Raw genomic sequence first — 22,826 nt, forward strand, 5'->3', positions numbered from 1 at the left:
AGGAGTCCTGACCTGCATGGATGACTTTGTCGGCACGCACAGGTAAGCAGGTGGGTGGCGACGCCGTGGCGCACGTCGTGCAGCCGGATCGGCGGAGCCCTGCAATGGTCAACAACTCTTTTGCGTGCCTCGCCAGGACACTGGTCTCACTTCTTGTCCCAGTTGGGGTCTTCCTCGGTCTCTCCCGCGTCATCCGTTTCCGGCTCCACGTCGCCCTCCTCAGGCTCGGCCAGTGCTCAACTCGAGGCGACGACGTGGACGCTGACGCGGATCGAGGAGTCCACTCCGTCCTCTTCGGCGAGCAGGTCGAAGACGCGCTGGTGCGGCTTGTCCAGTGTGGGGTCGGAGTAGTGGCGGTCGAACGACTCCTGGTCGCGGTAGAACTCGAACGCCCACATTACGTCCGGGTCAGCCGCGTCCCGGCTCAGCACCCAATCGACCGGCTCGTCGGGGTCGCCGGTGTAGTGCAGGTCGGTGATGAGCTTGAACAGTTCGTCACCCTTGCCCGGCTTGGCCTGGAACCGCAGAACCACTCCGGGTTGGCCCTTTTTCATATTCGATCTCCCGACTCGCTGGCTCTGCAATGCTCTTTTGTAAGACAACTGGGACGGTGTGCCGGGCTCACGAAACGCACGCTCAGCGCCGAACTGAGCCGGCTCGCTGGCCAGCACGTGCTCGGACACCACCGCCAGGCCGCCGAGCAGCACGATCCGGCCCGGCGACGCTCGCCCCGGACACCAGAGTCGCCGCGCTCATGCCGCAGAGTCTGGACACGGCCCGACGGCTCAGCCACTGATCGATAATCAGAGGCGGATATCGTCGGCGCGTGGCAATGAGGCGGCAGATCGACCGCGCGGCGCTCGGTCAGTCGACGGTGACAGAGCCCTCCCGTCGAACGTGAATTCGCCAAAGCCCCCCGGGCGAAGCCGATCCACGGCTAATCTGCAACCTTCAAGATCAGCGCTTCCCGCACAGTCGGGCATCACGGAGACGGTCGCAGCAGCGTGGACGACATGGCAGCAGCCGGCAACCATCACCACACGAACCACTGCGACGACGGTTCGTGCGAGCGGTTGAACGCTGAGGGCGAGGTCGCCGTCGCGCGGCTCATCCTCGACAGCGGCGATCTCGTGCACGCCGCGAAGCACGTCGGCGATGCGGTCGGCGCCGATCCGGCGCTGCCCGAGGCGTACGAAGTCCTCGCCGAGTTGGTTGCCGAGGCCGGTGGCGCGCAGTCCGCGCTCGACCTGTTCCCGCAGTCCGTCACCTACGCCGGCAGCCATGCGTGTCGTGCGGCTGTGCTGGCGGCGGTCGGGCGGACCAGCGAGGCGGTGTTCCTGCTCGGGGCGATCATCGGCGCGGTGCCGGATCTGCCATGGGCCTCGGTGGCATGGCTCGAAGCGCTGGCCACGCCGGCTGCCGCGGCCGCACTGGACCCCGCGCAGGTGGGCACCGCGCTGGCCCATGTCACACAGGCCATCGGCGACCCCGCGCCGGAGCCTAGGCGGTCGTACGTCGCGCCGTACTACGCGCTCGTGCGGGAGGTCGTTGCGCAGCATCCCGAGCAGAAGGCGATGGTCTGTATGGCCTCCAGCCTGGCCCGGCGGATGGACGACCTCGACACGGCGATCGCCTGGGCGAAGACTGCCTCCGACATCCGTTACGGCCCCGACCGGGACGCCCTCGGCGCGGCCATGCTCGGCAGCGCTCTGCGTCGCGCCGGTCGCGTCGAGGAGGCGATCGACGTCCTGCAGAAGGTGGTCCGTGCGGATTGGTCGCAGAGCACGTTGGCCGTCGAGCTCGCCGAGCTCCTCGGCTCGGCCGACCGTCCGGCCGAGGGTATCGCCGTGCTGGAACGCGTCCTGAAGAGCGCTCCGAACCACGAGAAGGCCGCGCCGGCCATCCTCGCGCTGCGCTATCGGCTCGACGCGGACGCCGCCCACCTTGTCGCCCTCCATGACCATCTGCGCCACAACCCCGGCCACGGCTACGCGGGCCACCTCCTCCAGCAGCTGTGTGCCGACAAGCCCTGGCTCGGGCGCGACGACTACGCGGGTGAGGCGACGGTCAAGGGTGTTCGGCAGCTGATGGAGAGCGACGATCCCGGCACCGAAAACCGCGTCGGCATACGTCTGTCGGCTATGGAAGCACCAAGCTCTGTCCTCACCGGCCGACTGGTCGCACCCAACTTCTTCGTCGAACACGAGAAGGTCCACGAGCCGGACCCACGGCTCCCGACCCGCCCGGTCCACATCCAGCCTTGGCGCTTCGAGGAGACCGTCCCGTACCCGGCGGTGCCGGCGCCGTCACAAAAGGCGGCAGACCTTGCCCACGAGCTGGCGACGCATCACTGGGGCACACCTCCGGCGCTGTACGACCACGCGGCCGCGCTCGCAGGACTCCCGCTCGACGACCTGATCGGCCTGCTCGTCCACCCCCCGTCGCCGGTGGACGCACCCTGGCCGGACAACCTCGCCGCCAAGTACCCGGACTTCTGGGTCCGCGCCGTCCAAGTATTGGCCTGCACAGGCATCGCCCACTACCGCACCGACCAGCCTTGGCCCACCTCAGATCGCCGCGAAACACTCCTGGACCTGCTCGACGGCACGGAAGACTGGATCTGCGAAGCGGCCGCTATGGCCCTCGTCACCGTCGGCTGGACGCATCCGGAAACCCGCGCCGACGTCGCTCACCATGTGACGGCTCGCTACCAGGCAGCAGCACAGGCCGGACGGACCCGACGCGTCGAGATCCTCGAGTCGCTGGAGCGGCTGACAAAGTCCTGCAGCTGGACGGCGGCCGGCGGCGCACCGGCACCCCGGCGCAAACTCTTCGGTCGTCGCTGACAGAGAAACCCCGATTCTTTGATCACGGTTCAGATGCCGGAGGACTGCCGCGATCGGGGCGACAGTCATCGCTCTCTGAGAAGCCGCAGTCATCCCGTCGCTGCGGCGTAATCGAAGACCAGCATCGACTCGAACGCGTAACCCTCGACGTCACGCAGGTAGGGCCGCTCGTCGTCACGCTGCACGTAATACGTCACCTTCGCCGTGGGCAAAGGGACGTCGTCACCCGACATCGACAGCGAAACCACTGCGGTCAGCTGATCGCGATCGGGCAGTTCACGCGCCTCTACCAGCGCCTGCTTGGCGTAGGAGATAGCCCGTACCAGCAGTTCACGCTCGCGCGCTTTACCCTCGGCGAGGATGTCCTGATCCGCGACCCCTCGGCCGTTGACTGCGGCCTCGTACCCGGTCAGATCACCCGAGCGAGCGGCGGGTCCGTGGTACCCGGCGCGCAGGTCGGCGAGGACGTTGGCCCCGGATGGCTCGGTTCTCCAGCCCGAGGCCAAGACCTCTCGGTCCGCCGGTGTGACTGCCTCGGGGTCGGCCAGGGCCAGCGGGTCGGGTCCGGCAAGCTGCCGCATCGCCCAGTTGGTCGCGATCATTGGCTTTCTCCCAGCCGGTTGAGGCCCTTCTTGATGCCATTCCGGTAGCCGCGGTTGCCTGCCAGCTGCTTGGCGAGTTTGCTCGGCGTCGTGGTCACACGCGAAACGTCTTCCGATAAGCGCCGGGTGCGCTGTCGTAGTGCCGCTTGAAGGCCTTCGCGAAGGCGTACTCCGATGCGTAGCCGGTTCGTTCGGCCACTGAGCTCAGGGGCTCGTCGGACTCCCGTAGCAGGCGCGCTGCCATCGTCATTCGCCAGGTTGTCAGGTAGGTCAGGGGTGGGTCGCCGACCACGGTGGTGAAGCGGCGGGCGAAGGCGGCGCGGGACAGGCCGGCGCGGGAGGCCAGGGACTCGACGGTCCATGGTTGGGCGGGGGCCTCGTGCATGGCTTTCAGGGCGGGGGCCAGGAGCGGGTCGGTCAGGGCTGCTGCCCAGCCGAGGGTTTGTGGTCGGGGCTGGTCGTCGTACCAGGACCGCAGGATGTAGAGGAGTAGCAGGTCGATCAGTGTCGCGACGACTGAATCAGAGCCCTGGCGTGGCTCGCGTACCTCTGCGCACAGTTGGTCCGTGGCGGCCCGTAGTGCGGGATGGCGTCCGGGGCCGGCTGGGAGGTGGATGACGTCGGGGAGGCTGGTCAGGAACGGGTGCGGGCGCTTGACGTCGAGTTGGTACGCGCCGCACAGCAGGACCGTGGCCGGGCCGGTGCCCGGTACGTCGATGCTGCCGATCGGTGAGGTGGTGTCGACGCGGTCGGGGACGAACTCGATCCGTGTGCTCGCCGGATCGTCGCACAGGGTGTGTCCGCTGCCGCGTCTGAGGAAGACCACGTCGCCCGGGCCGAGGCGTACCGGTTCGCCGTCGGAGGGCGGGACGAGGAAGCACTGTCCCTCCACCACGACGTGGAATCCGGCCCCTGCGATCGGGCGGAACCACAGGCCCCAGGGCGCCCTGGCCTGCGTGCGTACGGCTCCGGGGTGTCCGGTGCGGAGGGCTGCGAGGGTGTCGCTGAGTATGTCCATGCGTGCTCCGTAGCCTGCGGAGGGCGAGACGATGGGACATCAGATCGAGATTCTCGGCCATTCATCGTCTCGATCGGCGAGTCTATCTTCTGGTCTGTGAACGAAAGCGCTACGGCCGAGAGGTCGGCTTCGATGAGTATCCCAGCCTTCTACGATCAACGTCGGTCCGGCACCGGAGCCGGCTCGAGCTCCACCTCCGGTAACGGCACCGCCCCGAAGAGCCGCCCCGCCCTCGCGCCCGACGCGGGCCTGTCGCGGCGCATGACCACCCTGTTCGCGGTGGCCGCGGGCCTGGCGGTGGCGAACACCTACTACGCACAGCCGCTCCTGACGTCGATCGCGAAGGCGTTCGGTGTCGGCAGCGGCACCGCCTCGATGATCGCGACGCTCGGCCAGGTCGGCTACACCGTCGGGCTGGCGCTGCTTGTTCCGCTCGCGGACGTCGTCGACCGGCGCAGGCTGGTCGTCGCGCTGCTGGTGGTCACGGCCGGCGCGCTGGCGGTTTCGGCGGCCGCGCCGGATTTCGCGGTGCTGGCCGTCGCCTCCGCCGTCTTGTCGCTCACGGCGGTTGCCGGGCCGGTGCTCGTCCCGTACGCCGCGACGCTGGCGTCACCACGGCAGCGCGGGGCGGTGACCGGCTCGGTCATGAGCGGTGTCCTGATGGGCGTGCTGTTGTCCCGGACCGTGGGCGGGCTCATCGCGCAGTTCGCCGGATGGCGTGCCGTCTACGGGGTGGCCGCTGTCCTGACTCTGGGCCTGGCCGCGCTGCTCAGCAGGGTTCTGCCAAGCCTGGCGCCGTCTGCACACCTGCGGTACGGAGCGCTGCTCCGCTCGGTCCTGACTCTGCTCCGCGAGGAGCCCAGCCTCCGGTTGCGTGCGGCCTACGGGTTCCTGGGATTCGGGGCCTTCTCGGTCCTGTGGACCTCCATCGCCTTCCAGCTCGCCCGGCCGCCGTACTCCTTCGGCGAGGCGGCCATCGGGACGCTCGGGCTGGCCGGCGCGGCCGGGGCGGTCGCGGCCCGGGTCACCGGGAAGGCCACCGACCGGGGCCTGGACCGGCGGGTCACCGGGGCGATGTTCGCCACGATGCTGGCCGGCTGGGCCCTGCTCGCGGCCCATGGCGGGCACTGGCTGGTGACGCTGGTCCTCGGCGTCGTCGTCCTCGACCTCGGCGTGCAGGGCGCGCACGTCACCAACCTGGCGGTGGCCTACCGGCTCCGGCCGGAGGCTCGCAGCCGGATCACCACCGCCTACATGACGTCGGTCTTCCTCGGCGGCGTCGCCGGATCGGCGGCCTCGGGGGCGGCCTTCGCCGGCGGCGGCTGGAGCGCGGTCGCCGCGACCGGCGCGGCCTTCTCCGGAGCGGCTTTCCTGCTCTGGGCGCTGTCGACGGTCAAGGGCCGGAAGTAGCGGTCGGCCGGATCGGAAACGTTGATCAGAAACCTTGTCCCACCACTCGATCCACGAGGAGAACAACCACCATGTCCATCAACGGCAAGCGCGTCATCGTCATCGGCGGAACCTCCGGCATCGGCCTGGCCGTGGCCGAGCAGGCGGCGAAGCAGGGTGCTGAGGTCGTCGTCGCCTCCAGCGACCAGAGCCGGGTCGAGGAGGCGGCGGCCAAGCTCGCCGCCGCCGGCCAGGTCCGCGGAATCCGCGTCGACGCCACCGACGAGGCTTCGATCCGGAGTCTGTTCGACGAAGTGGGAGCCTTCGACCATCTGGTCTACACGGCCGGCGAGGCGCTGCTCCTCAAACCGATCACCGAAGTGTCCGCCGAGGAGGCCAAGGCCTTCTTCGAGCGCCGCTACTGGGGCGCGTTCCTGGCCGCCAAGCACGCGGCCGCGCACCTGCGGCCCGGGGGCTCGATCGTGCTGACCTCCGGCGGCGTGGCCACCCGACCGGCTCCCGGCACCAGCGTCCCGGCCAGCACCACCGGCGCGGTGGAGTCCCTGACCCGGGCTCTGGCCCTGGACCTGGCCCCGATCCGGGTCAACGCCGTCCGCCCCGGCGTCATCCGCACCGAACTGTGGGACGGCACCGTGCCGGAGCCGCAGCCGTTCCTCGACGCGGTCGCGGGCACGCTGCCGGTGCAGCACGTGGGCACGCCCGAGGAGATCGCGCAGACCTACCTGTATCTCCTGAACAACACCTACAGCACCGGCACCGTGGTCGTGGCGGACGGCGGCCAGGCATTGGTCTGAGCGGCTGAGTGCGAACACTGATGAGCTCTGATCAACGCTGATGAACACTGATACAGGCTGATGAAGGCCGATCCAAGAAGGGAACCCCCATGATCCTTGTCACCGGAGCCTCGGGCCACGTCGGCGGCGAACTCGTCCGCCGGCTGGCCGCCGAGCAACGTCCGGTGCGGGCGCTGCTCCGCAGCGCCTCCGACGCCTCGTCGCTGCCCGACGGTGTCGAGCCCGCCGAGGGCGACCTCAACCGCCCCGAGTCCCTGGGCAAGGCGCTGACCCGGGTCGACGGCGTCTTCCTGCTCGGCGGATTCGCGGACATGCCCGGCGTCCTGGCGGCTGCACGCAAAGCGGAAGTCGGCCATGTGGTCGCCCTGTCGTCGAGGTCTGTCATCGGCGGCCGCCCGGACAACGCGGTCGCCGCGATGCACCTGGACACCGAGGCGGCGGTGCGCGCGTCCGAGGTGCCCTGGACGATCCTGCGGCCCAGCGGCTTCATGTCCAACACCTTCGAGTGGCTGCCGCAGCTGCGGGCCGGTGACGTGGTCCGGGCCCCGTTCGCGAACGTGCCGATCGCCGCCATCGACCCGCACGACATCGCGGCGGTGGCGGCCACGGTCCTGAACCGCCCGGAACACTTCGGTCTGAGCCACGAACTGAGCGGACCGGCGGCGCTCCGCCCGGCCGACCGGCTCGCCGCCCTGGCCGACGCGCTCCACCGGCCGCTGCGCTTCCAGGCCCAACCCGACGACGAAGCCCGCGGCGAGATGCTGTCGACGATCCCGGCCCGCTACGTCGAGGCGTTCTTCCGGTTCTTCGCCGACGGCGAGTTCGACGACACACCGGTCCGGACCACGGTCACGGAGATCACGGGACGTCCGGCGCGGACATTCAGGGACTGGGTCGAGGCGCACATCGACGTGTTCCGGTGCGGATGACGAAACAGGTCGCCGAGTCCCTGGTCGAACACGATCTCCGGCGGCGGCTTCGGCGGCGGAGGGACCGGCGGGGCCGTGACACGGCACGGAAGTCACCCGACCGGGCCATTGATGGGACTGGACGGAATCACCAGCTCTTCAAGGCACCGGTCGGGTCGGCGATGAGCGCGGTCTCACCGACTCGCGGTCAGAATCAACGGGCGGAACGGATTCGTCTCGTCGGGGTTGTAGGCGCCGCCGACGGTGATGCCGCGCGCGTTCGCCGACACGGAGTACGGCGTCGAGTCGATGCCGACTGTGGGCAGGTTCAGCGAGTGCCAGCCGGTGCCGTCCAGCTGCTCGCCGTAGGGCTGGTCGGTGGTCTTGTCGTAGCCGACGACCGTGACGCCGCCGGGGGTCGGGGCGGCGGCGAAGATCACGCCGGTGCCGGGGGTCGGGATGGTCTTCCAGGTGTGGCCGTCGTAGTGCGCCACCAGGGGGTGGCCGCGGTCCTTGTCGTCCAGGAGGGTGCGGCCGGCGGCCCAGACGTCGTTGGGGCCGGCGGCGACGACGGTGTTGAACTCGCCGTACAAGCCGGTGTTCGGGACGGTCGCGCGGGTCCAGGTGTGGCCGTCGTAGTGCAGCAGCACCGGTTGGTCGGTGCCGTCGGGGAGGACGCCGGAGGCCCAGATGTCGTGCGGGCCGGTGGCGGTGATGCCCATCAGTTCGGTGTCCGGGACGGCGGCCGGCAGCTTGACCTGCTGCCAGACTTTGCCGTCCCAGTGCTCGATGAGGCCGGTGTCGTAGGAATCGTTGCCGCGGATGCGCTGGGTCCAGCCGACGGCCCAGGCGTCGCGCGGGCTCAGGGTGGCCACGCCGAGGAGTCCGGCGGAAACGGTGCCGGCCGGGACCGGGGCGTCGGCGATACGCCAGCTCTTGCCGTCCCAGTGCTCGGTGAGGATCGAGCCCTTGGTCGCCGGATCGTTGTCGCCGACCAGCCACACGTCGTGGGCGCCGGCGGCAGACAGGGCATTGATACGGCTGTTCGCGGTGTCGGCGGGGGTGGCGACCCGCTTCCAGGCGCCGCCGGTGCGGTCGTCACGGTCGTCGCGGGCCAGCAGCATCGGGTTGAGGGCCGAGGACTGGCCGTCGACGGTCAGCTGGAAACCGGCGGCCCAGGTGGTGTGCGGGTCGAGCTGGGTCATGGCCAGGACGTTGCCGGACGGGACCGGGACCTGGTCCTGCTGCCAGCGGCCGGCCGCCTGCGCGGTGCCGATGGCCGCGGCGGTGAAGGCCGCGGCAGACAACAAGGTCACCGTTGCTCGTTTCACAGAGCTCATAAATACGCCTCCTCAGTCATGCGGTGCCGAAATCGGCTCCCGATGACTCTCGACGCCCCAGGTACCGGGGATGTTGCATCCGGCGTTCGGGCAGGCCGTGAAACTTTCGCTCGGCGAAGCGACAGCGCCGCAGGCCAGGGGAACGCGAGCAACGAAGAACGTTGACTGAGAGGGCGCCATTCCGGACGGTCGGAGTGCCACTGCCATCCCGCCCTGATCACCGAGGACGCCCGCCGATGAGACTCCGCACACCCCGCTTGCGCGTGACGGGACCGACCACCACCCTGGCCGCCGGGCTGCTGGCGGCCGGCGTGCTGACGCTGGCGGCGCCGCCCGCCGCGCACGCCGGCACCCCGTCGGCCACCGGCGAGTTCGACTACGCCGAGGCGTTGCAGGACTCGATGCTCTTCTACGAGTCACAGCGGTCCGGTCCGCTTCCGGCCGACAACCGGGTGACGTGGCGCGGACCGTCCGACCTCAGCGACGGCTCCGACCACGGCCTGGACCTGACCGGCGGCTACCACGACGCCGGCGACGAGGTGAAGTTCGGGCTCCCCGAGGCCTCCTCGATGACCGCCCTGGCCTGGGGTGCGATCGACGACAAGGCCGGGTACCAGAAGGCCGGGCAGTGGCAGTACGTGGAGCGGAACCTGCGGTGGGGCGACGACTACATCATCAAGGCGCATCCCTCTCCGCACGTGTTCTACGGCCAGGTCGGCGACGGCAGCAGCGACCACAGCTTCTGGGGTCCGGCCGAGGTCAATCCCGAGCCGCGGCCCTCCTACGCGGTGACCGAGTCCTGCCCGGGCTCGGACCTGGTGGGCCAGGCGGCCGCGGCGATGGCCGCGTCGTCGATCGTGTTCCAGACCGACGATCCGGCGTACTCCGCGACCCTGCTCGCCCAAGCGAAGTCGCTGTACGAGTTCGCCGACGACTACCGCGGCAAATACGACGCCTGTATCACCGGCGCCTCCGGCTTCTACACCTCGTTCAGCGGCTACTGGGACGAGCTGGTGTGGGGCGCCATCTGGCTCTACAAGGCAACCGGCGACACCGCGTACCTGACCAAGGCCGAGACGTACTTCGCCAACCTGAACAAGGCGAACCAGACCACGACACCGGAGTACGCCTGGACGATCAGCTGGGACGACTCCTCCTACGCGTCCTACATCCTGCTCGCCGAGATCACCGGCCAACAGCAGTACATCGACGACGCCGAACGCAACCTCGACTGGTTCACCACCGGCTACAACGGCCAGCACGTGAGCATGTCCCCCGGCGGCGAGGCCCAGGTCGACGTCTGGGGCACGGCGCGCTACGCCGCGAACGAGGCATACCTGGCGCTGGATTTCGAGGACTGGCTTAAGTCGCAGAACCTTGATTCCGCGAGGCAGGCCGCCTACCACGACTTCGCGGTGCGCCAGATGAACTACATCCTCGGCGACAACCCGAACCAGGAGAGCTACGAGGTCGGCTTCACCAACGGCGGCACCAACACCGCCTGGCCGCAGCAGATCCACAACCGGACCGCCCACGGCTCATGGGACCAGAGCATGAGCGACCCGGCCGCCACCCGGCACCTGGACTACGGCCTGCTCGTCGGCGGACCGACCTCCGGCGACGGCTTCACCGACAGCCGCCAGAACTACCAGCAGACCGAGGGCGCGCTGGACTACAACGCGCTGTTCTCCGGGGCGCTGGCCGAGCTGACCACCGAGTACGGCGGCACGCCGCGCGCGAACTTCCCGCCGACCGAGACGCCGGACGGCCCCGAGGAGTTCATGCAGGCCGCGCCGAACCAGACCGGCACGAACTTCGTCGAGATCAAAGCCGAGGTGGTCAACAAGTCCGGCTGGCCGGCCCGGCACCTGACCGACGGCTCGTTCCGGTACTACTTCACGCTCGACCCCGGCGAGACCGCCTCGCAGCTGCAACTGACCTCGCCGTACAACCAGTGCAACGCGCCGGGCCCGATCACTCAGTACTCCGGCTCGACGTACTACGTGACCATCAGCTGCGCCGGCGACGACATCGCCCCGGCCGGGCAGTCGCAGTTCCACCGCGAGGTGCAGTTCCGCATCACCTTCCCGGCGGCGCACGACTACACCAAGGACTGGTCCTATCAGGACCTGGTGGGCATGGCGACCAACTCCACGCCGGTGAACACCAGCCACATCGAGCTCTACGACGGCAGCACCAAAGTGTGGGGCACCGCCCCCGGCAGCGGCACGCCGGTCACACCGCCCGGCGCCCCCGGAACGCCGACCGCCTCGGCGGTCACCGCCACCGGGGCGGCACTGACCTGGGCCGCCTCGGCCGCGGGCACGAATCCGGTGGCGGGGTACGACGTGTACAGCGTGACGGGGACGTCCTCGACCAAGGTGGCGTCCTCCACCACGACGTCGGCGGCGCTGACCGGCCTGACGCCGGGCACGGCGTACACGTTCGACGTCGTCGCGCGGGACAGCGCGGGCAACCAGTCGACGGCCTCGCCGACGGTCGCGGTGACCACGGCGTCCTCGTCCGCGACGCCGCCGAGCGCCCCGACCGGGCTGACGGTCACCGCGACCGGGTCCACAAGCGTGGGGCTGAGCTGGAATCCCGCGACCGCCGGGACTTCGGCGATCGCGAGCTACACCGTGGTGTGGGGGACCGAGCCGCGCTGACGGGCACACCCGATGCAGGGCCCCAGGTCGTTACGCCGGCCTGGGGCTTCCCCGTCTCGCCGGATCCCCTGCCCGGCGTCGAGCCCCGATCAGGCCGCCGGAGCGGACGCCGTCGCCCACGCCGCTGTTCCTGAGACTGTCCAGGAGGCGCCTCTGCTTGATCGGCCTTTTCTCGGGCCTCGGCGGGCAGGCCGCGGCCGCGAAGGGCCGGCCCTTCGGGGCCGGCCCTCGCGCCGTCAGACCATCGCCCCACCCAGCCGCGCCTCCACCGAGTCCAGCGCGGTCCGCACCGCCCCGAGCGCGACCGATTCGTCGCCCAGCGTCGAAGCGGCCACTCGGGGCGGCCGGACGCAGAGGGTCGCCAGGCGTTCCTCCAGTGGGCCGACGATGAGGTCCGCGGAGCGGGAGGTGCCGCCGCCGACGACGATCAGTTCGGGGTCGACGGCCAGGGCCATCGCGGCTGTGCCCAGGGCGATGCCGTCGACGAAGGCGGCCACTCGTTCGTGGGCCCAGGGCTCGCCTGCGCGGGCGGCTGCGTAGACCTCGGCGACGGTGGTTTCCATGCCCGCCGCCGTGGTGGTGCCGACCAGATGGGAGGGGGCGTCCTGCCAGCCCAGGACGCCGAGGGCGCCGATCTCGCCGGCCGCTCCGGAGTGGCCGCGGTGCACCGTTCCGCCGGACAGGACGCCGGCGCCCATGCGGAGGCCCGCCAGGACGTAGACCACGTCGCCGATACCGCGCGCCGCGCCGAGCCAGTGTTCGGCGACGGCGGCCAGGTTCGCGTCGTTGTCGACGGTCACCGGGCAGGGGAACGAGCGGCCGAGTTCGCGGGCCAGGTTCAGGCCGGTCCACTCCGGCAGGACCGTCGAGAGGGTGACGGTGCCGCGGTCCACGATGCCGACCGTGCCCGCTGACGCGCCCCACAGGCGGGAGCGGGGAACGGCGGCACGGGACAGGCAGTCGGTCGCGCATGCGCGCACGGCGGCGAGCCGTTCCTTGCGGGGCATGGCGGTCGACAGTTCGGCACGCTCGGTGGCCAGGACGCGGCCGTCGAGGTCGGCGACGATCGCCAGCACCTTGTGCGCCCCGATGTCCAGCCCCAGGACGGCGCCGGCCTCGGGGCGGAAGCGGTAAGTGCGCGCCGGGCGGCCCATGCGCTTCTCACCGGGCTCCGGCGCCAGTTCCTCGACCAACCCCTGCCCGGCCAGGTCCTCCAGCGCGGCTTCGACCGTCGGCCGGGACAGGCCGGTGGCACCGGCCGCGGCCGTGACCGTGAGCGCGCCGCCGGCCCGGAGCGCGCGCAGCACCGAGGCCGAGTTGATGCGGCGCAGCAAGGACGGATCTGCGGTGGCCGGCTGGGCCTCGGGCGGGGTCCGGGGGTTGAGCGGAGTCGCGGTCACGCTTTCCATCTTCTCCTCCCCGCCTCCATTACGCAAGGAACCTTCGTAAGAGTACGCAGGTGAAGACCAGTGTAACGAATCAGCATCGGAGTCTTGACCGCGTCGATCGGGCCGCCCCATGCTTCCACAAGCATCTTACGAAAGGCCCTTGGTTAAGTCTCGCCGGGGCGGATCAGACAACGGATCAGACAAGTCAGACAAGGGGGTGGCCATGTCCGATGACACGTACGGGGCCCGGAACGGCAGCCGGAGCCCGGCCTTCGAGCCGGTGAGGGTTCCGGTACGGATCGCCGTCGCCGGCGCGGGACTGCGCGGCTCCGCCTACGCCCGGACCGCGGCGGCAGCCGGAGACGCCGTGATCACCGCGGTCGCCGAACCGGACCGGGAGCGCCGCGAGCGCTTCGCCGCCGAGCACGGCATCCCGCCGGAGAACGTGTTCACCGACTGGGCCGACCTCGCGGCGGCGCCGAAGCTCGCCGACGCCGCGATCGTCGCGACCCAGGACGGCGAGCACGTGGGACCGGCGGTCGCGCTGGCGAAGGCGGGCTACCACCTGCTGCTGGAGAAGCCGATGGCGACCACCGAGGCGGACTGCGCGGCGATCGTCGAGGCCGCCGAGTGCTCCGGGGTGATGCTCGCGGTCTGCCACGTGCTGCGCTACACCTCCTACACCGCGAGGATCAAGGAGCTGATCGCGGACGGCCGCCTCGGCGACGTCGTCTCCGTCCAGCACCTGGAGCCGGTCGGGTGGTGGCATCAGGCGCACTCCTACGTGCGCGGCAACTGGCGCCGCGAGGAGGAGTCCTCGCCGATGCTGCTGGCCAAGGCCTGTCACGATGTGGACTGGCTGGTCTACGTGATGGGCGCCCTGCCCGAGCGGGTGTCCTCGTTCGGCGAGCTGGTCCACTTCCGCGCGGAGAACAAGCCCGCGGGCGCGGCGTCGAACTGCCTGGACTGCCCGGTCGAGAACACCTGCCCCTATTCGGCCCCGCGCCTGTACAACTCCTGCCTGGGCGATCCGGCCAAGGAGCTGTGGCCGTTGTCGGCGGTCACCACCGACCACACCCCGGCCGGGATCGAGCGGGCGCTGCGCGAAGGCCCCTACGGCCGCTGCGTCTACGAGTGCGACAACGACGTGGTCGACAACCAGGTCGTCGCCTTCGACTTCGGCGGCGGCCGCACCGCGACGCTGACCATGACGGCGTTCACCCCGCTGGACTTCCGCAAGACGCGGATCATGGGCACCCGCGGCTACCTCGAGGGCGACGGCCGGACGCTGGCCGTCCTGGACTACACCACCGAGACCTGGGAACACCTCGACGCCACCGAGGCCGGGGCCGGTCCCGACGCCTCCGCGGCGGACGGCCACGGCGGCGCGGACGCCCGGCTGGTGGAGGCGTTCGCCGCGGCCGTAGCGACCGGCGACGGCTCGCGCATCCTGTCCGATCCGCGCGAGAGCCTGGCCGGCCACCGGGTGGTCTGGGCTGCGGAACGCGCCCGGCACACCGGCACGGTGCAGGACATCCGGCCGGCCCTCTAACACCGAAATCTCCGTCTCTCCATACCGAAATCTCCGTGACACCAAGATCTTCCGTTCGGCACCCTCCCGCCCCATCATGATCAGATCAAGCAAGGAGTAGGCAGTGAAGAGCTCAAAGCACCGCCCGGCCTCAGCGTCGGCCGCCATAGCCGCCTCCGTCGCCGCCCTCGCGCTCGCGACCGCCGCGTGCTCCCCCGGCGGGTCGTCGTCGTCCGCGGACAACCACCCGACGTCGGTGTCCACCGGCGCGGGCACTGAGAAGGCGGCCCTCAAGCTGGCGACCACGCCGGAGTCCGGGGCCTTCGTCAAGAAGATCATCACCTCGTTCGAGGCCGCGCACCCGAACATCACGATCGACTACCAGGACACCAACTACGACGACTACGACAAGTCGATCAACCTGGCCCTGGCCTCCGACCAGTCCCCGGACATCGTGCTGCTGAACGCCGTGGGCAACACGGTCAAGGACAAGCTGGTCCTCGACCTGTCCGCCTATGAGAAGGCGTACAACTGGTCCGGCGTCTACCCCAGCAGCGAGACCGCCCAGTGGGAGACCTCCGACGGCACGACCCTGGGCAGCGGCCCGCTGTACGCGGCGCCGGCCGGCTTCTCGATCGTCGGCGTCTACTACAACAAGACGCTCGCGGCCAAGGACGGCATCACCGCGCCGCCGGCCACGCTCGCCGACTTCGAGGCCGACCTCGCCAAGGCCAAGGCCGCCGGGGACCTGCCGATCCAGCTGGGCAACAAGCAGGGCCACGCCTCGTTCCTGCTCCAGCTGCTCGGCCAGGGCGCCGACGGCGCGGACAGCGCGGCCAAGTGGGTCTTCGGCCAGTCCGGGGCAAGCTTCGCCACCGCCGGCGACCAGGCCGCCGCCGCAAAGCTGGTGGCCTGGCAGAAGGCGGGCTACTTCCCGGCCGGCGCCAACGGCACCGACCTGCAGGGCGCGGTCGACGCGTTCGGCAAGGGGCAGGGCCTGTTCTTCGTGGACGGCAACTGGGACGCCAGCAAGATCGACACCGCGCTCGGCGCGAACGCCGGCTTCTTCTCCTTCCCCGGCCAGCACACCACGGCGATCGGCACCTCGGTGGCCTACGCGATCTCGACCAAGTCCAAGCATCCGGACGCCGCGGCGGCCTTCCTGGACTACCTGCACTCCGCCGAGGGCGAGAACCAGGCGTTCGCGCAGGGGTTCATGCCGGCCGGCGGCGGCACGCCGCAGGGCGCGACCGGGGTCATGGCCGACATCGTCGAGGCCTGGGGCAAGGTCAACACGGCCAACGGCCTGGTCGGCTTCAACAACAACGCAACGGCGACCATGAACGACACACTGACGTCCTCGACGCAGGAGCTGCTCGCCGGGAAGACCGATCCGTCCGGACTGGTCAGCGCGATCCAGGGTGACTGGAGCAAGGTGCATGGATCCTGAGGCCTTGGTGACGGACACGCCGGGCGCGGTCCCGTCTCCCGGCACGGGACAGGGCCGCGCACCCGCCGAACGCCCCGAGCGCCCTGGACGTCCTGGACGCCCCGGCCACGCCGGCCGCCCCGACCCGCGCAGGCGCCGCCGCCGCTCGTCCCGCAAGAAGGTGGCGTACCTCTATCTGGCACCGGCCTTCCTCGCCTACTCCGCCTTCGTGATCCTCCCCTGGCTGCACAGCGTCTGGATCTCGTTCTACGACTGGGACGGCATCGGGGCCTCGCGCTGGATCGGCCTGGCGAACTACCGCGAGGTGTTCACCGAGCCGGCCCTGACGGCGTCCATGGTCCACGCGCTCGGCTTCATCGCCTTCTACACCGTCCTGCCGATCGTCATCGGCCTCGTGCTCGCCGCGACGGTCGCCGCCCGCAAGCGCCGCGGACTCGCGGTCGTGCGCACCGTCCTGTTCCTGCCGCAGATCCTCCCCCTGGTGGCGGTCGGCGTCGTCTGGAGCTGGATCTACGGCGCGGACGGCCCGCTGAACCAGCTGTTGCGCGCGATCGGCCTCGGCGGCGTGACGCGCGCCTGGCTCGGCGACTTCACCTGGGCCTACCCGGCCGTCGGCATGGTCGGCACCTGGGTGTGCACCGGTCTGTGCTTCATCCTGCTGCTGGCCGGCATCCAGAAGATCGACGGCTCGCTCTACGAGGCGGCCCGGATGGACGGTGCGGGCCGGATCCGGGAGTTCTTCGCGGTGACGCTGCCGAGCCTGCGCAAGGAGATCATCGTCGCCGCCGACGTGACCGTCATCGCCGCGCTGGCCTCGTTCGACGTCGTCTACGTCATGACCGGCGGCGGTCCGGGCTCGTCCACGACCGTCCCCGGTGTGCAGGTGTACGAGCTCACCTTCACCGCGAACCGCGTCGGCACGGCCTGCGCGCTGGCGACGGTGCTGTCCGTCGCGGTGTGCGCGGTCGTGCTGGTGCTCAACCGACTCGCGAAGGAGCGGCCATGATCGCGCGCCTGGGACGGTCCGGATCGACCCTCGCACTGGCCGTCGCGGCGGCGACGGTGCTGTTCCCCCTGCTGGCGATCGTCAGCGCCGCGCTCCAGCCGCAGACGAACCTGTCGCCGGGCCTGGCCTGGCCGAGCCATCCGCAGTGGCACAACTTCGCGGACGCCTGGAGCGTCGCCGGCTTCGGCTCGCTGCTGAAATCCAGCGCGATCATCGCCTTCGTCGTGGTCCCGATCGCGCTGGCCTGCGCCACGCTCGCCGGGTACGCGCTGGGGACGATGGAGTTCTTCGGCAAGCGGCCGCTGGGCCCGTACCTGATGCTCGGCCTCGCGCTGCCGTACGAGGCGATCGTCATCCCGCTGTACTTCGACCTGAAGCCCCTGGGGCTGCTGAACACCTACTGGGCGGTGATCCTGCCCCTGGTCGGCGCGTTCATGCCGTTCGGCGTGTTCTGGATGCGGGCGCACTTCGAGTCCGTGCCGCGCACCGTCATCGAGGCCGCCGAGATGGACGGCGCCGGCAGCTTCCGGGTCCTGACCAAGGTCCTGCTGCCGACCGCGCGGCCGGCGCTGACGACGCTGGGCCTCCTGTACTTCATGTGGGCCTGGAACCAGTTCCTGCTCGCGCTGATCCTCATCCAGGACCCCGCCAAGCGGACCGCCCCGGCCGGCCTCGGGAAGTTCGTGCAGGAGTACGGGAAGAACATCCCGCTCCTGTCGGCCGGAACGCTGATCATCATCGCCCCGATCGTCGTGGTCTACCTCGTCTTCCAACGGCACTTCGTGCGCGGCGTCCTTTCGGGCGCCGTGAAGGGATAGCGCACCTCTCCCCATTTCGGGAAACCATCAACGGAAGGAAGTCCATGAAGCTCCTCCGTACCATCCTCGCGACCGCGCTCGGGGCCTGCGGCGCCGTCGCGGTGGCCGCGCCGGCGGCGCACGCCTCCGGGACCATGTACTACGTCGACTCGGCCGGCGGCAGCGACGCCAACTCCGGCACCTCGGCCTCCTCGCCCTGGCAGTCGCTGGCCAAGGTGGACGCCACCGCGTTCCAGCCCGGGGACACGATCGCTTTCAAGGGCGGCGACACCTGGAGCGGCGCGGGCCTGACGATCACCTCGTCCGGCTCCGCGTCGGCACCGATCACCGTCACGTCCTACGGCACCGGACGCGCGCTGCTGGCCGGCAACGACGCGGTCCAGGCGACGGTCACGCTCTCCAACGTGCACGACGTCCAGGTGAGCAATCTCGAGGTCACCAACAGCGTCAACCTCGCGGTCTCGAACAGCACCGACTACCGCGGCATCTACGTCGTCGCCAAGGACACCGGGAACATGCCCGGCATCGTCATCGCGAACAACTACGTCCACAACGTCGACGGCAAGGGCACCTCGCGCATCGGCGAGGGCGGCATCGTCGTGGGCGTGCGCGGCAACACCACTCCGACCTGGTTCTCGAACCTGCGGATCACCGGCAACGAGGTGGCGGACTCCAACACCTACGGCATCTCGACGTTCACCACCTGGTGCGCGTCCTGCGACATCTACACCGCCGAGACCGGCATCCCGACGTCCGAGGTCTCCGCGACCCGGCAGGCGTTCACCGGCTCGGTCTTCCAGGACAACTACGTGCACGACGTCGCCGGCGGCGGCATCACCCCGCAGTACATCGACAACGGCCTGGTGCAGGGCAACACCGTCGACAAGGCGGCCTCGCACCGGCTGGTGTTCGGCGGCGGCAACGTCGGCATCTGGTGGCAGGGCACGAACAACCTGCTGGTGCAGTACAACACCGTGCGCCGGACGGCCGTCGACGACTTCGGGAACCCGGATCCGGTCGACGACATGGGATTCGACGCCGACATGGGCTCGCAGAACAGCGTCGTGCAGTACAACTACAGCGACTCGAACAACGGCGGGTTCTTCATGTGCCTGATCACGTCGGACAACAACATCGTCCGATACAACGTGAGCCAGAACGACGGGTACCGCGAGTTCAGCGTCTGGTCCGGCTGCTCGAACCTGCGCGTGTACAACAACACGGTCTGGGGCACCTCGGCGACCGAGACCCGGCACAACAGCGACGGGTCCACGTTCCAGCAGGGCGTCGAGGCGTTCGTCCGGGACCAGGACCAGTACAACAACGAGATGTTCGACAACGTCTTCTACAACCCGCAGCACGCGACGTACGCCTACAGCGGCGACAACTCGATGGACTACAGCCACAACCTGTACTGGGACGGCTCGGCGTCCTCGACGGTGACCCCGGCGAACGACCCGTCCGCGATCGTCGCGGACCCGGAGTTCGTGAACCCCGGCGCGGCCGTCCCGCCGACCGGCGTCGTGACCGCCGCCCAGCTGCGACAGATCCTCGCCGGGTACGCGACGCAGAGCTCGTCCCCGGCGCGGGACGCCGGCGTCTCCACCTCGACCGCGCCGAAGACGGACCTGTTCGGGACCGCGATCCCGGCGGGCGCCGTGGACCTCGGCGCTTCGCAGCATGCTGTCTCGGTGACCGCGTCAACGTCGTTCGCCACCGGCCAGGGGACGATCGCGAACCTCGCCGACGGCGACCCGGGCACGTCGTGGGCCTCGACGGCCTCGCCGTCGTTCCCCGGCACGGTCGCGCTGAACTACAGCCAGGCGCGGACGATCGACGGCGTCACGCTCGCCGCGGCCTTCGGCCAGGGCCAGGGTCCGACCTCGGTCGACGTCCAGACGTGGAACGGTTCCGCGTGGGTGACCCAGGTGTCCGGCGCGGCACTGGCCTGGAAGCAGAACACCGCGTCCCCGGAATACCTGCGGATCGCCCTGCCCTCGGCGGTGACCACGACCGGGGTCCAGCTCGTCGTCAAGGCGGCGAACCACACGTGGGGTGACGTCGCGCTGAACGAGGTCATCCCGACCTTCGGCGCCTCGGCCTCGTCCGGTCTCGGGGTGCGAAGCGGGCTGTCCTCGGCCTGGCTGGTCGGCGGGACGATGCAGCAGACGTGGGCCTCGGCGAGTTCGCCGACGCTGCCGAACGCGGTGGAGATCGATCCGGGCGCGACGCAGACGGTCTCCTCGGTGACGCTCTCCGCTTGGTACGGCCAGGGTCAGGGACCGACGTCGGTGAGCGTCGAGGCGAACCCCGGCGGCGTCTGGCAGCAGGTGCTGGCGCCCACGGCGATCAGCTGGAGCAGCAACACCGGCACGGTGGAGAACAGGACCCTGACTCTTCCCTCCGCGATCACCGCGACCCAGTTCCGGATCGTGATCCGGGCGGCGAACCTGTCGTGGGGCGCGGTGGCGCTGAACAAGGTGGCGCTGAACTCCTGACTCCTGACTCCTGAAAGGCGAGAGCCCGGCCCGCTCCCGAAGGAGCGAGCCGGGCTCTGCTTTGTTCTTTGTTCTTTGTTCAGCTCAGCCCTTTAGAGCCTTTAGAGCTCAGCCCCGCGCGACGTGCGGCGTCGACAGGTGCGAAGCCGCCGGGTGGCCGGCGCTGTCCCCGGAACCCGAGGCGGTGGCGACGTCCGCCGCCAGCTGCTGGTCGACGCGCAGCGGCAGGGCCTTGGTCCCGCCGAACACGAAGGCCCAGTTCGCGGCGCCGCGGTTGGCGTCGATCAGGGCGTTGTCGGCCGGGCTGAGGCCGGTCACCGGGTTCACCAGCAGCAGCGGGCCCTGGCGGTTGCCCATCAGCGCGCCGCCGGACAGCGAGTCCGGCCAGGTCACACCGGTGGCGACACCGACGGCGCCGAAGGCGCCGAAGATCTCGTGGGCCACCATGTAGGACGTCTGGTACCGGTCGGTGCCGACCAGGGCGTCGTAGCCGGACCACTTGGCGGCCTTGAGGGCGTTGTTCGCCGCCCCGCCGACGGCGGCCAGGTAGTGGAGCTGGCCGCTGTTGGCCTTGCCCTCCAGGTAGGACTCGGTCGAGGCCGGCATGGTGTTGCCGTTGGTCAGGACCACGGTCATACCGGTGTAGGAACCGGCCGCCGCACCCGCGGACAGCGCGTCCGCGAAGTTCGTGCCGGTGGCGAGCAGCACGTCCGAGGCGTTGGGGGAGACCGCGTTCGCGATCTTGACCGCGGTCTCGAACCGGTCCGCGCCGGCGATGCGGCTGACGGTGTAGCCCGCCCGGGTCAGCGCGGTCTGGACCGCCGGCGAGATGGCCGCGGTGCCGCCGAGGACGTAGACCGTGCCGTGGGCCGGCAGGACCCGCTTGATCTCGTTCAGCGTCTCGGTGTTCAGCGACGCGGTGGGGGTGAGCAGCAGCGGGCCGCCCTTGTGCGCGGCCAGCGACGAGCCGCCGAGGGCGTCGGCGAAGTCGTCGGAACGGCTCAGCACGACCGACTGGGCCTGCTGGCGCGTGTCGCTCGCGCCCGCGTTGACCGTCCGCCAGGTCTCGTGGGAGGTCAGGACCGCGGTGTCGATGCGGTCCGAACCGGCGAACCGGAAGACGTGGCCCGGGTTGTCGGTGCGCACGGCCAGGCCGCCGGCGTCCCCCGAGACGACCTTCTCCAGCTGCGGAGCCGGCGTCGCGGCGGCCAGCGCCGCCGCCACGTCCACCGAGTACGTGCCGGTGGTCGCGGTGCCGGTGCGGGCGGTGTACTCGAAGGCGACCGTCTGGTCGGAGACGGCCTGGGTGTCGGTCTGCGTGGCGGCCTCGAAGATCGGCGTGGCGTGCGCGCCGGTGTTCCAGGTGATCTGCTTCGGCGCGGACCAGGCGTTGTTCTGCAGGGACGTCGCGAACAGCTGCGCGTCGTTGTTGGCGTCGGTCCGGACGAAGACGATGGTCTTGCCGTCGGCCGAGATCGTCGGCGCCGAGCCGCCCTTGGTGGCGACGTCCGGAGCCACGACCGTGGCGAAGCTCTGCTGCCCAGCGGAGTTGTAGGTCGCCAGACCGATACCGGTGTTGCCGCTCTGGTCCGTGGTCTGCACCACGGTGCTGCCGATCTGGTCGCCGGCCACGTCGGCGTTGCTCAGACCCAGACCCGCCGGCGCCGACGAGATCAGGTCCCAGGTCGGACGCTCGGTGCCCAGCGAGTTGCCGTTGGCCAGCGCGCCGACGACCTTGGCGCCGGCACCGGTGCCCTCGGTCCAGTACACGGCCTCGCTGCTGACGTCCCAGACCGTGTGCGACGGCGCCGTGGCCTGAGCGATCTTGATGACGTTGGCGCCGTTGAAGTCGGCGGTGTAGACGCCGTTGTCGGCACCGATGTAGGCGAACCGGCCGCCCTGGCCGGCCCACGAGACGTCGTGGGCGCCGGCCGGCAGCGCGACCGTGCCGCCGCCGACGACGTGGATGGCGCCGCCGACGGTGATCGTCACCGGGTTCGCCCCGTTACCACCGTAGGTGGTCGCGTGCGCCGCGCCCCCGGCGGCGAGGACGGTGCCGATGGAGGAAGCGACGAGAGCGGCGACCGCCACTGGCTTCCGATTGAACTTGCTGGACAAGATTTCCCTCCCCGGAAATGGATGTCGACACTGCGTTCGACACCAGAGAAACGCAGAATACAACCCCGGCGGGGGCAGTCCACACCCGGATATACCGCATCACACAACTGGCGTAGATAGTCACGAGAAACACGGGCGTTATGACGTCGACGCCCAGCGCCCCGCGCCCGAAGATAACAAAGCTTTGATATAAAGCGCTCGACGAATCGGACGGGGACGTTCCGGTACTTCGGGGGCCGATCGTGCCATTCCGCACGGTGCTAATTCACCCATCTGACCAATCGCCGCGCTCTGTTCACTAGACGCATACTCAGCCGCAGGGCCGCGTTTGCCAGGACCGCTGGAGTCCGGGCCTTGATTACCCGACGCGCTCGCCGCCTACGACCGAAGGGTTTCGACCATGCTGAGACGTGGGCGTCTGCGCGCGCCTGTT

At 70.0% G+C, this 22,826-nt stretch carries 16 protein-coding genes; 10 read left to right on the top strand and 6 right to left on the bottom strand.

The window, feature by feature from the left end; genetic code table 11:
• Nucleotides 1-236: 236 nt before the first annotated feature.
• Nucleotides 237-554, bottom strand: a complete 318-nt coding sequence (locus tag ABIA35_RS00200) for a putative quinol monooxygenase (protein WP_370355981.1) — start codon at nucleotides 552-554, stop codon at nucleotides 237-239.
• 459 nt (nucleotides 555-1,013) lie between these two features.
• Here ABIA35_RS00200 and ABIA35_RS00205 point away from each other — a divergent pair, with 459 nt between their 5' ends.
• Nucleotides 1,014-2,846 carry a tetratricopeptide repeat protein gene (locus ABIA35_RS00205; protein WP_370355983.1) on the top strand — a complete coding sequence of 611 codons (1,833 nt, stop codon included), beginning with the start codon at nucleotides 1,014-1,016 and terminating at the stop codon, nucleotides 2,844-2,846.
• Between the two features lie 89 nt (nucleotides 2,847-2,935).
• Here the strand turns inward: ABIA35_RS00205 and ABIA35_RS00210 are convergent, their stop codons facing one another.
• Together ABIA35_RS00210 and ABIA35_RS00215 are read right to left on the bottom strand one after the other, a co-directional pair.
• Nucleotides 2,936-3,448, bottom strand: coding sequence for a hypothetical protein (locus tag ABIA35_RS00210; RefSeq protein ID WP_370355985.1), 513 nt, complete (start codon nucleotides 3,446-3,448; stop codon nucleotides 2,936-2,938).
• A gap of 94 nt (nucleotides 3,449-3,542) precedes the next feature.
• Nucleotides 3,543-4,466 (bottom strand): AraC family transcriptional regulator, encoded by a 924-nt coding sequence (locus tag ABIA35_RS00215; RefSeq protein ID WP_370355987.1) that lies wholly within the window; start codon nucleotides 4,464-4,466, stop codon nucleotides 3,543-3,545.
• A 132-nt stretch (nucleotides 4,467-4,598) separates the two neighbouring features.
• Between ABIA35_RS00215 and ABIA35_RS00220 the strand changes: the two genes are divergently transcribed.
• The 3 genes from ABIA35_RS00220 to ABIA35_RS00230 all read left to right on the top strand — a co-directional run bounded on the left by ABIA35_RS00220 (nucleotide 4,599) and on the right by ABIA35_RS00230 (nucleotide 7,599).
• Nucleotides 4,599-5,876, top strand: a complete 1,278-nt coding sequence (locus ABIA35_RS00220) for an MFS transporter (RefSeq protein ID WP_370355989.1) — start codon at nucleotides 4,599-4,601, stop codon at nucleotides 5,874-5,876.
• A gap of 71 nt (nucleotides 5,877-5,947) precedes the next feature.
• Entirely contained in the window at nucleotides 5,948-6,670 is a 723-nt protein-coding gene (locus tag ABIA35_RS00225; protein WP_370355991.1) for an SDR family oxidoreductase, read from the top strand.
• An 89-nt stretch (nucleotides 6,671-6,759) separates the two neighbouring features.
• Complete coding sequence (locus ABIA35_RS00230) at nucleotides 6,760-7,599, top strand: SDR family oxidoreductase (protein ID WP_370355993.1); 840 nt, start codon at nucleotides 6,760-6,762, stop codon at nucleotides 7,597-7,599.
• Between the two features lie 173 nt (nucleotides 7,600-7,772).
• Here ABIA35_RS00230 and ABIA35_RS00235 read toward each other — a convergent pair whose 3' ends face one another.
• A complete protein-coding gene (locus tag ABIA35_RS00235) occupies nucleotides 7,773-8,918 on the bottom strand; it encodes a hypothetical protein (protein ID WP_370355995.1) in 1,146 nt (381 codons plus the stop codon).
• Nucleotides 8,919-9,154: 236 nt separating this feature from the next.
• Between ABIA35_RS00235 and ABIA35_RS00240 the strand changes: the two genes are divergently transcribed.
• Complete coding sequence (locus ABIA35_RS00240; protein WP_370355996.1) at nucleotides 9,155-11,584, top strand: glycoside hydrolase family 9 protein; 2,430 nt, start codon at nucleotides 9,155-9,157, stop codon at nucleotides 11,582-11,584.
• A gap of 236 nt (nucleotides 11,585-11,820) precedes the next feature.
• On the opposite strand, the gene ABIA35_RS00245 is transcribed toward ABIA35_RS00240, so the two are convergent.
• The gene (locus ABIA35_RS00245; protein WP_370355998.1) at nucleotides 11,821-12,993 is read right to left on the bottom strand and encodes an ROK family protein; all 1,173 of its coding nucleotides are present in this window, start codon (nucleotides 12,991-12,993) and stop codon (nucleotides 11,821-11,823) included.
• 202 nt (nucleotides 12,994-13,195) lie between these two features.
• On the opposite strand from ABIA35_RS00245, the gene ABIA35_RS00250 reads away from it, so the two are divergent.
• The 5 genes from ABIA35_RS00250 (at nucleotide 13,196) to ABIA35_RS00270 (ending at nucleotide 20,275) form a co-directional block, all read left to right on the top strand.
• The gene (locus ABIA35_RS00250; RefSeq protein ID WP_370356000.1) at nucleotides 13,196-14,524 is read left to right on the top strand and encodes a Gfo/Idh/MocA family protein; all 1,329 of its coding nucleotides are present in this window, start codon (nucleotides 13,196-13,198) and stop codon (nucleotides 14,522-14,524) included.
• A 103-nt stretch (nucleotides 14,525-14,627) separates the two neighbouring features.
• Nucleotides 14,628-15,953, top strand: coding sequence for an ABC transporter substrate-binding protein (locus ABIA35_RS00255; RefSeq protein WP_370356001.1), 1,326 nt, complete (start codon nucleotides 14,628-14,630; stop codon nucleotides 15,951-15,953).
• A complete protein-coding gene (locus tag ABIA35_RS00260) occupies nucleotides 15,943-16,959 on the top strand; it encodes a carbohydrate ABC transporter permease (protein WP_370356003.1) in 1,017 nt (338 codons plus the stop codon). The genes ABIA35_RS00255 and ABIA35_RS00260 overlap by 11 nt, the downstream gene beginning before the upstream one ends.
• Nucleotides 16,956-17,777 (top strand): carbohydrate ABC transporter permease, encoded by an 822-nt coding sequence (locus ABIA35_RS00265; RefSeq protein ID WP_370340114.1) that lies wholly within the window; start codon nucleotides 16,956-16,958, stop codon nucleotides 17,775-17,777. Before ABIA35_RS00260 ends, ABIA35_RS00265 begins: the two co-directional genes overlap by 4 nt.
• Nucleotides 17,778-17,821: 44 nt before the next feature.
• A complete protein-coding gene (locus ABIA35_RS00270; RefSeq protein ID WP_370356004.1) occupies nucleotides 17,822-20,275 on the top strand; it encodes a discoidin domain-containing protein in 2,454 nt (817 codons plus the stop codon).
• Between the two features lie 108 nt (nucleotides 20,276-20,383).
• Here ABIA35_RS00270 and ABIA35_RS00275 read toward each other — a convergent pair whose 3' ends face one another.
• The gene (locus ABIA35_RS00275) at nucleotides 20,384-22,393 is read right to left on the bottom strand and encodes a cell wall-binding repeat-containing protein (protein ID WP_370356005.1); all 2,010 of its coding nucleotides are present in this window, start codon (nucleotides 22,391-22,393) and stop codon (nucleotides 20,384-20,386) included.
• Nucleotides 22,394-22,826 lie beyond the last annotated feature (433 nt).

The organism is Catenulispora sp. MAP12-49 (assembly GCF_041262705.1).
Lineage (GTDB): Bacteria > Actinomycetota > Actinomycetes > Streptomycetales > Catenulisporaceae > Catenulispora.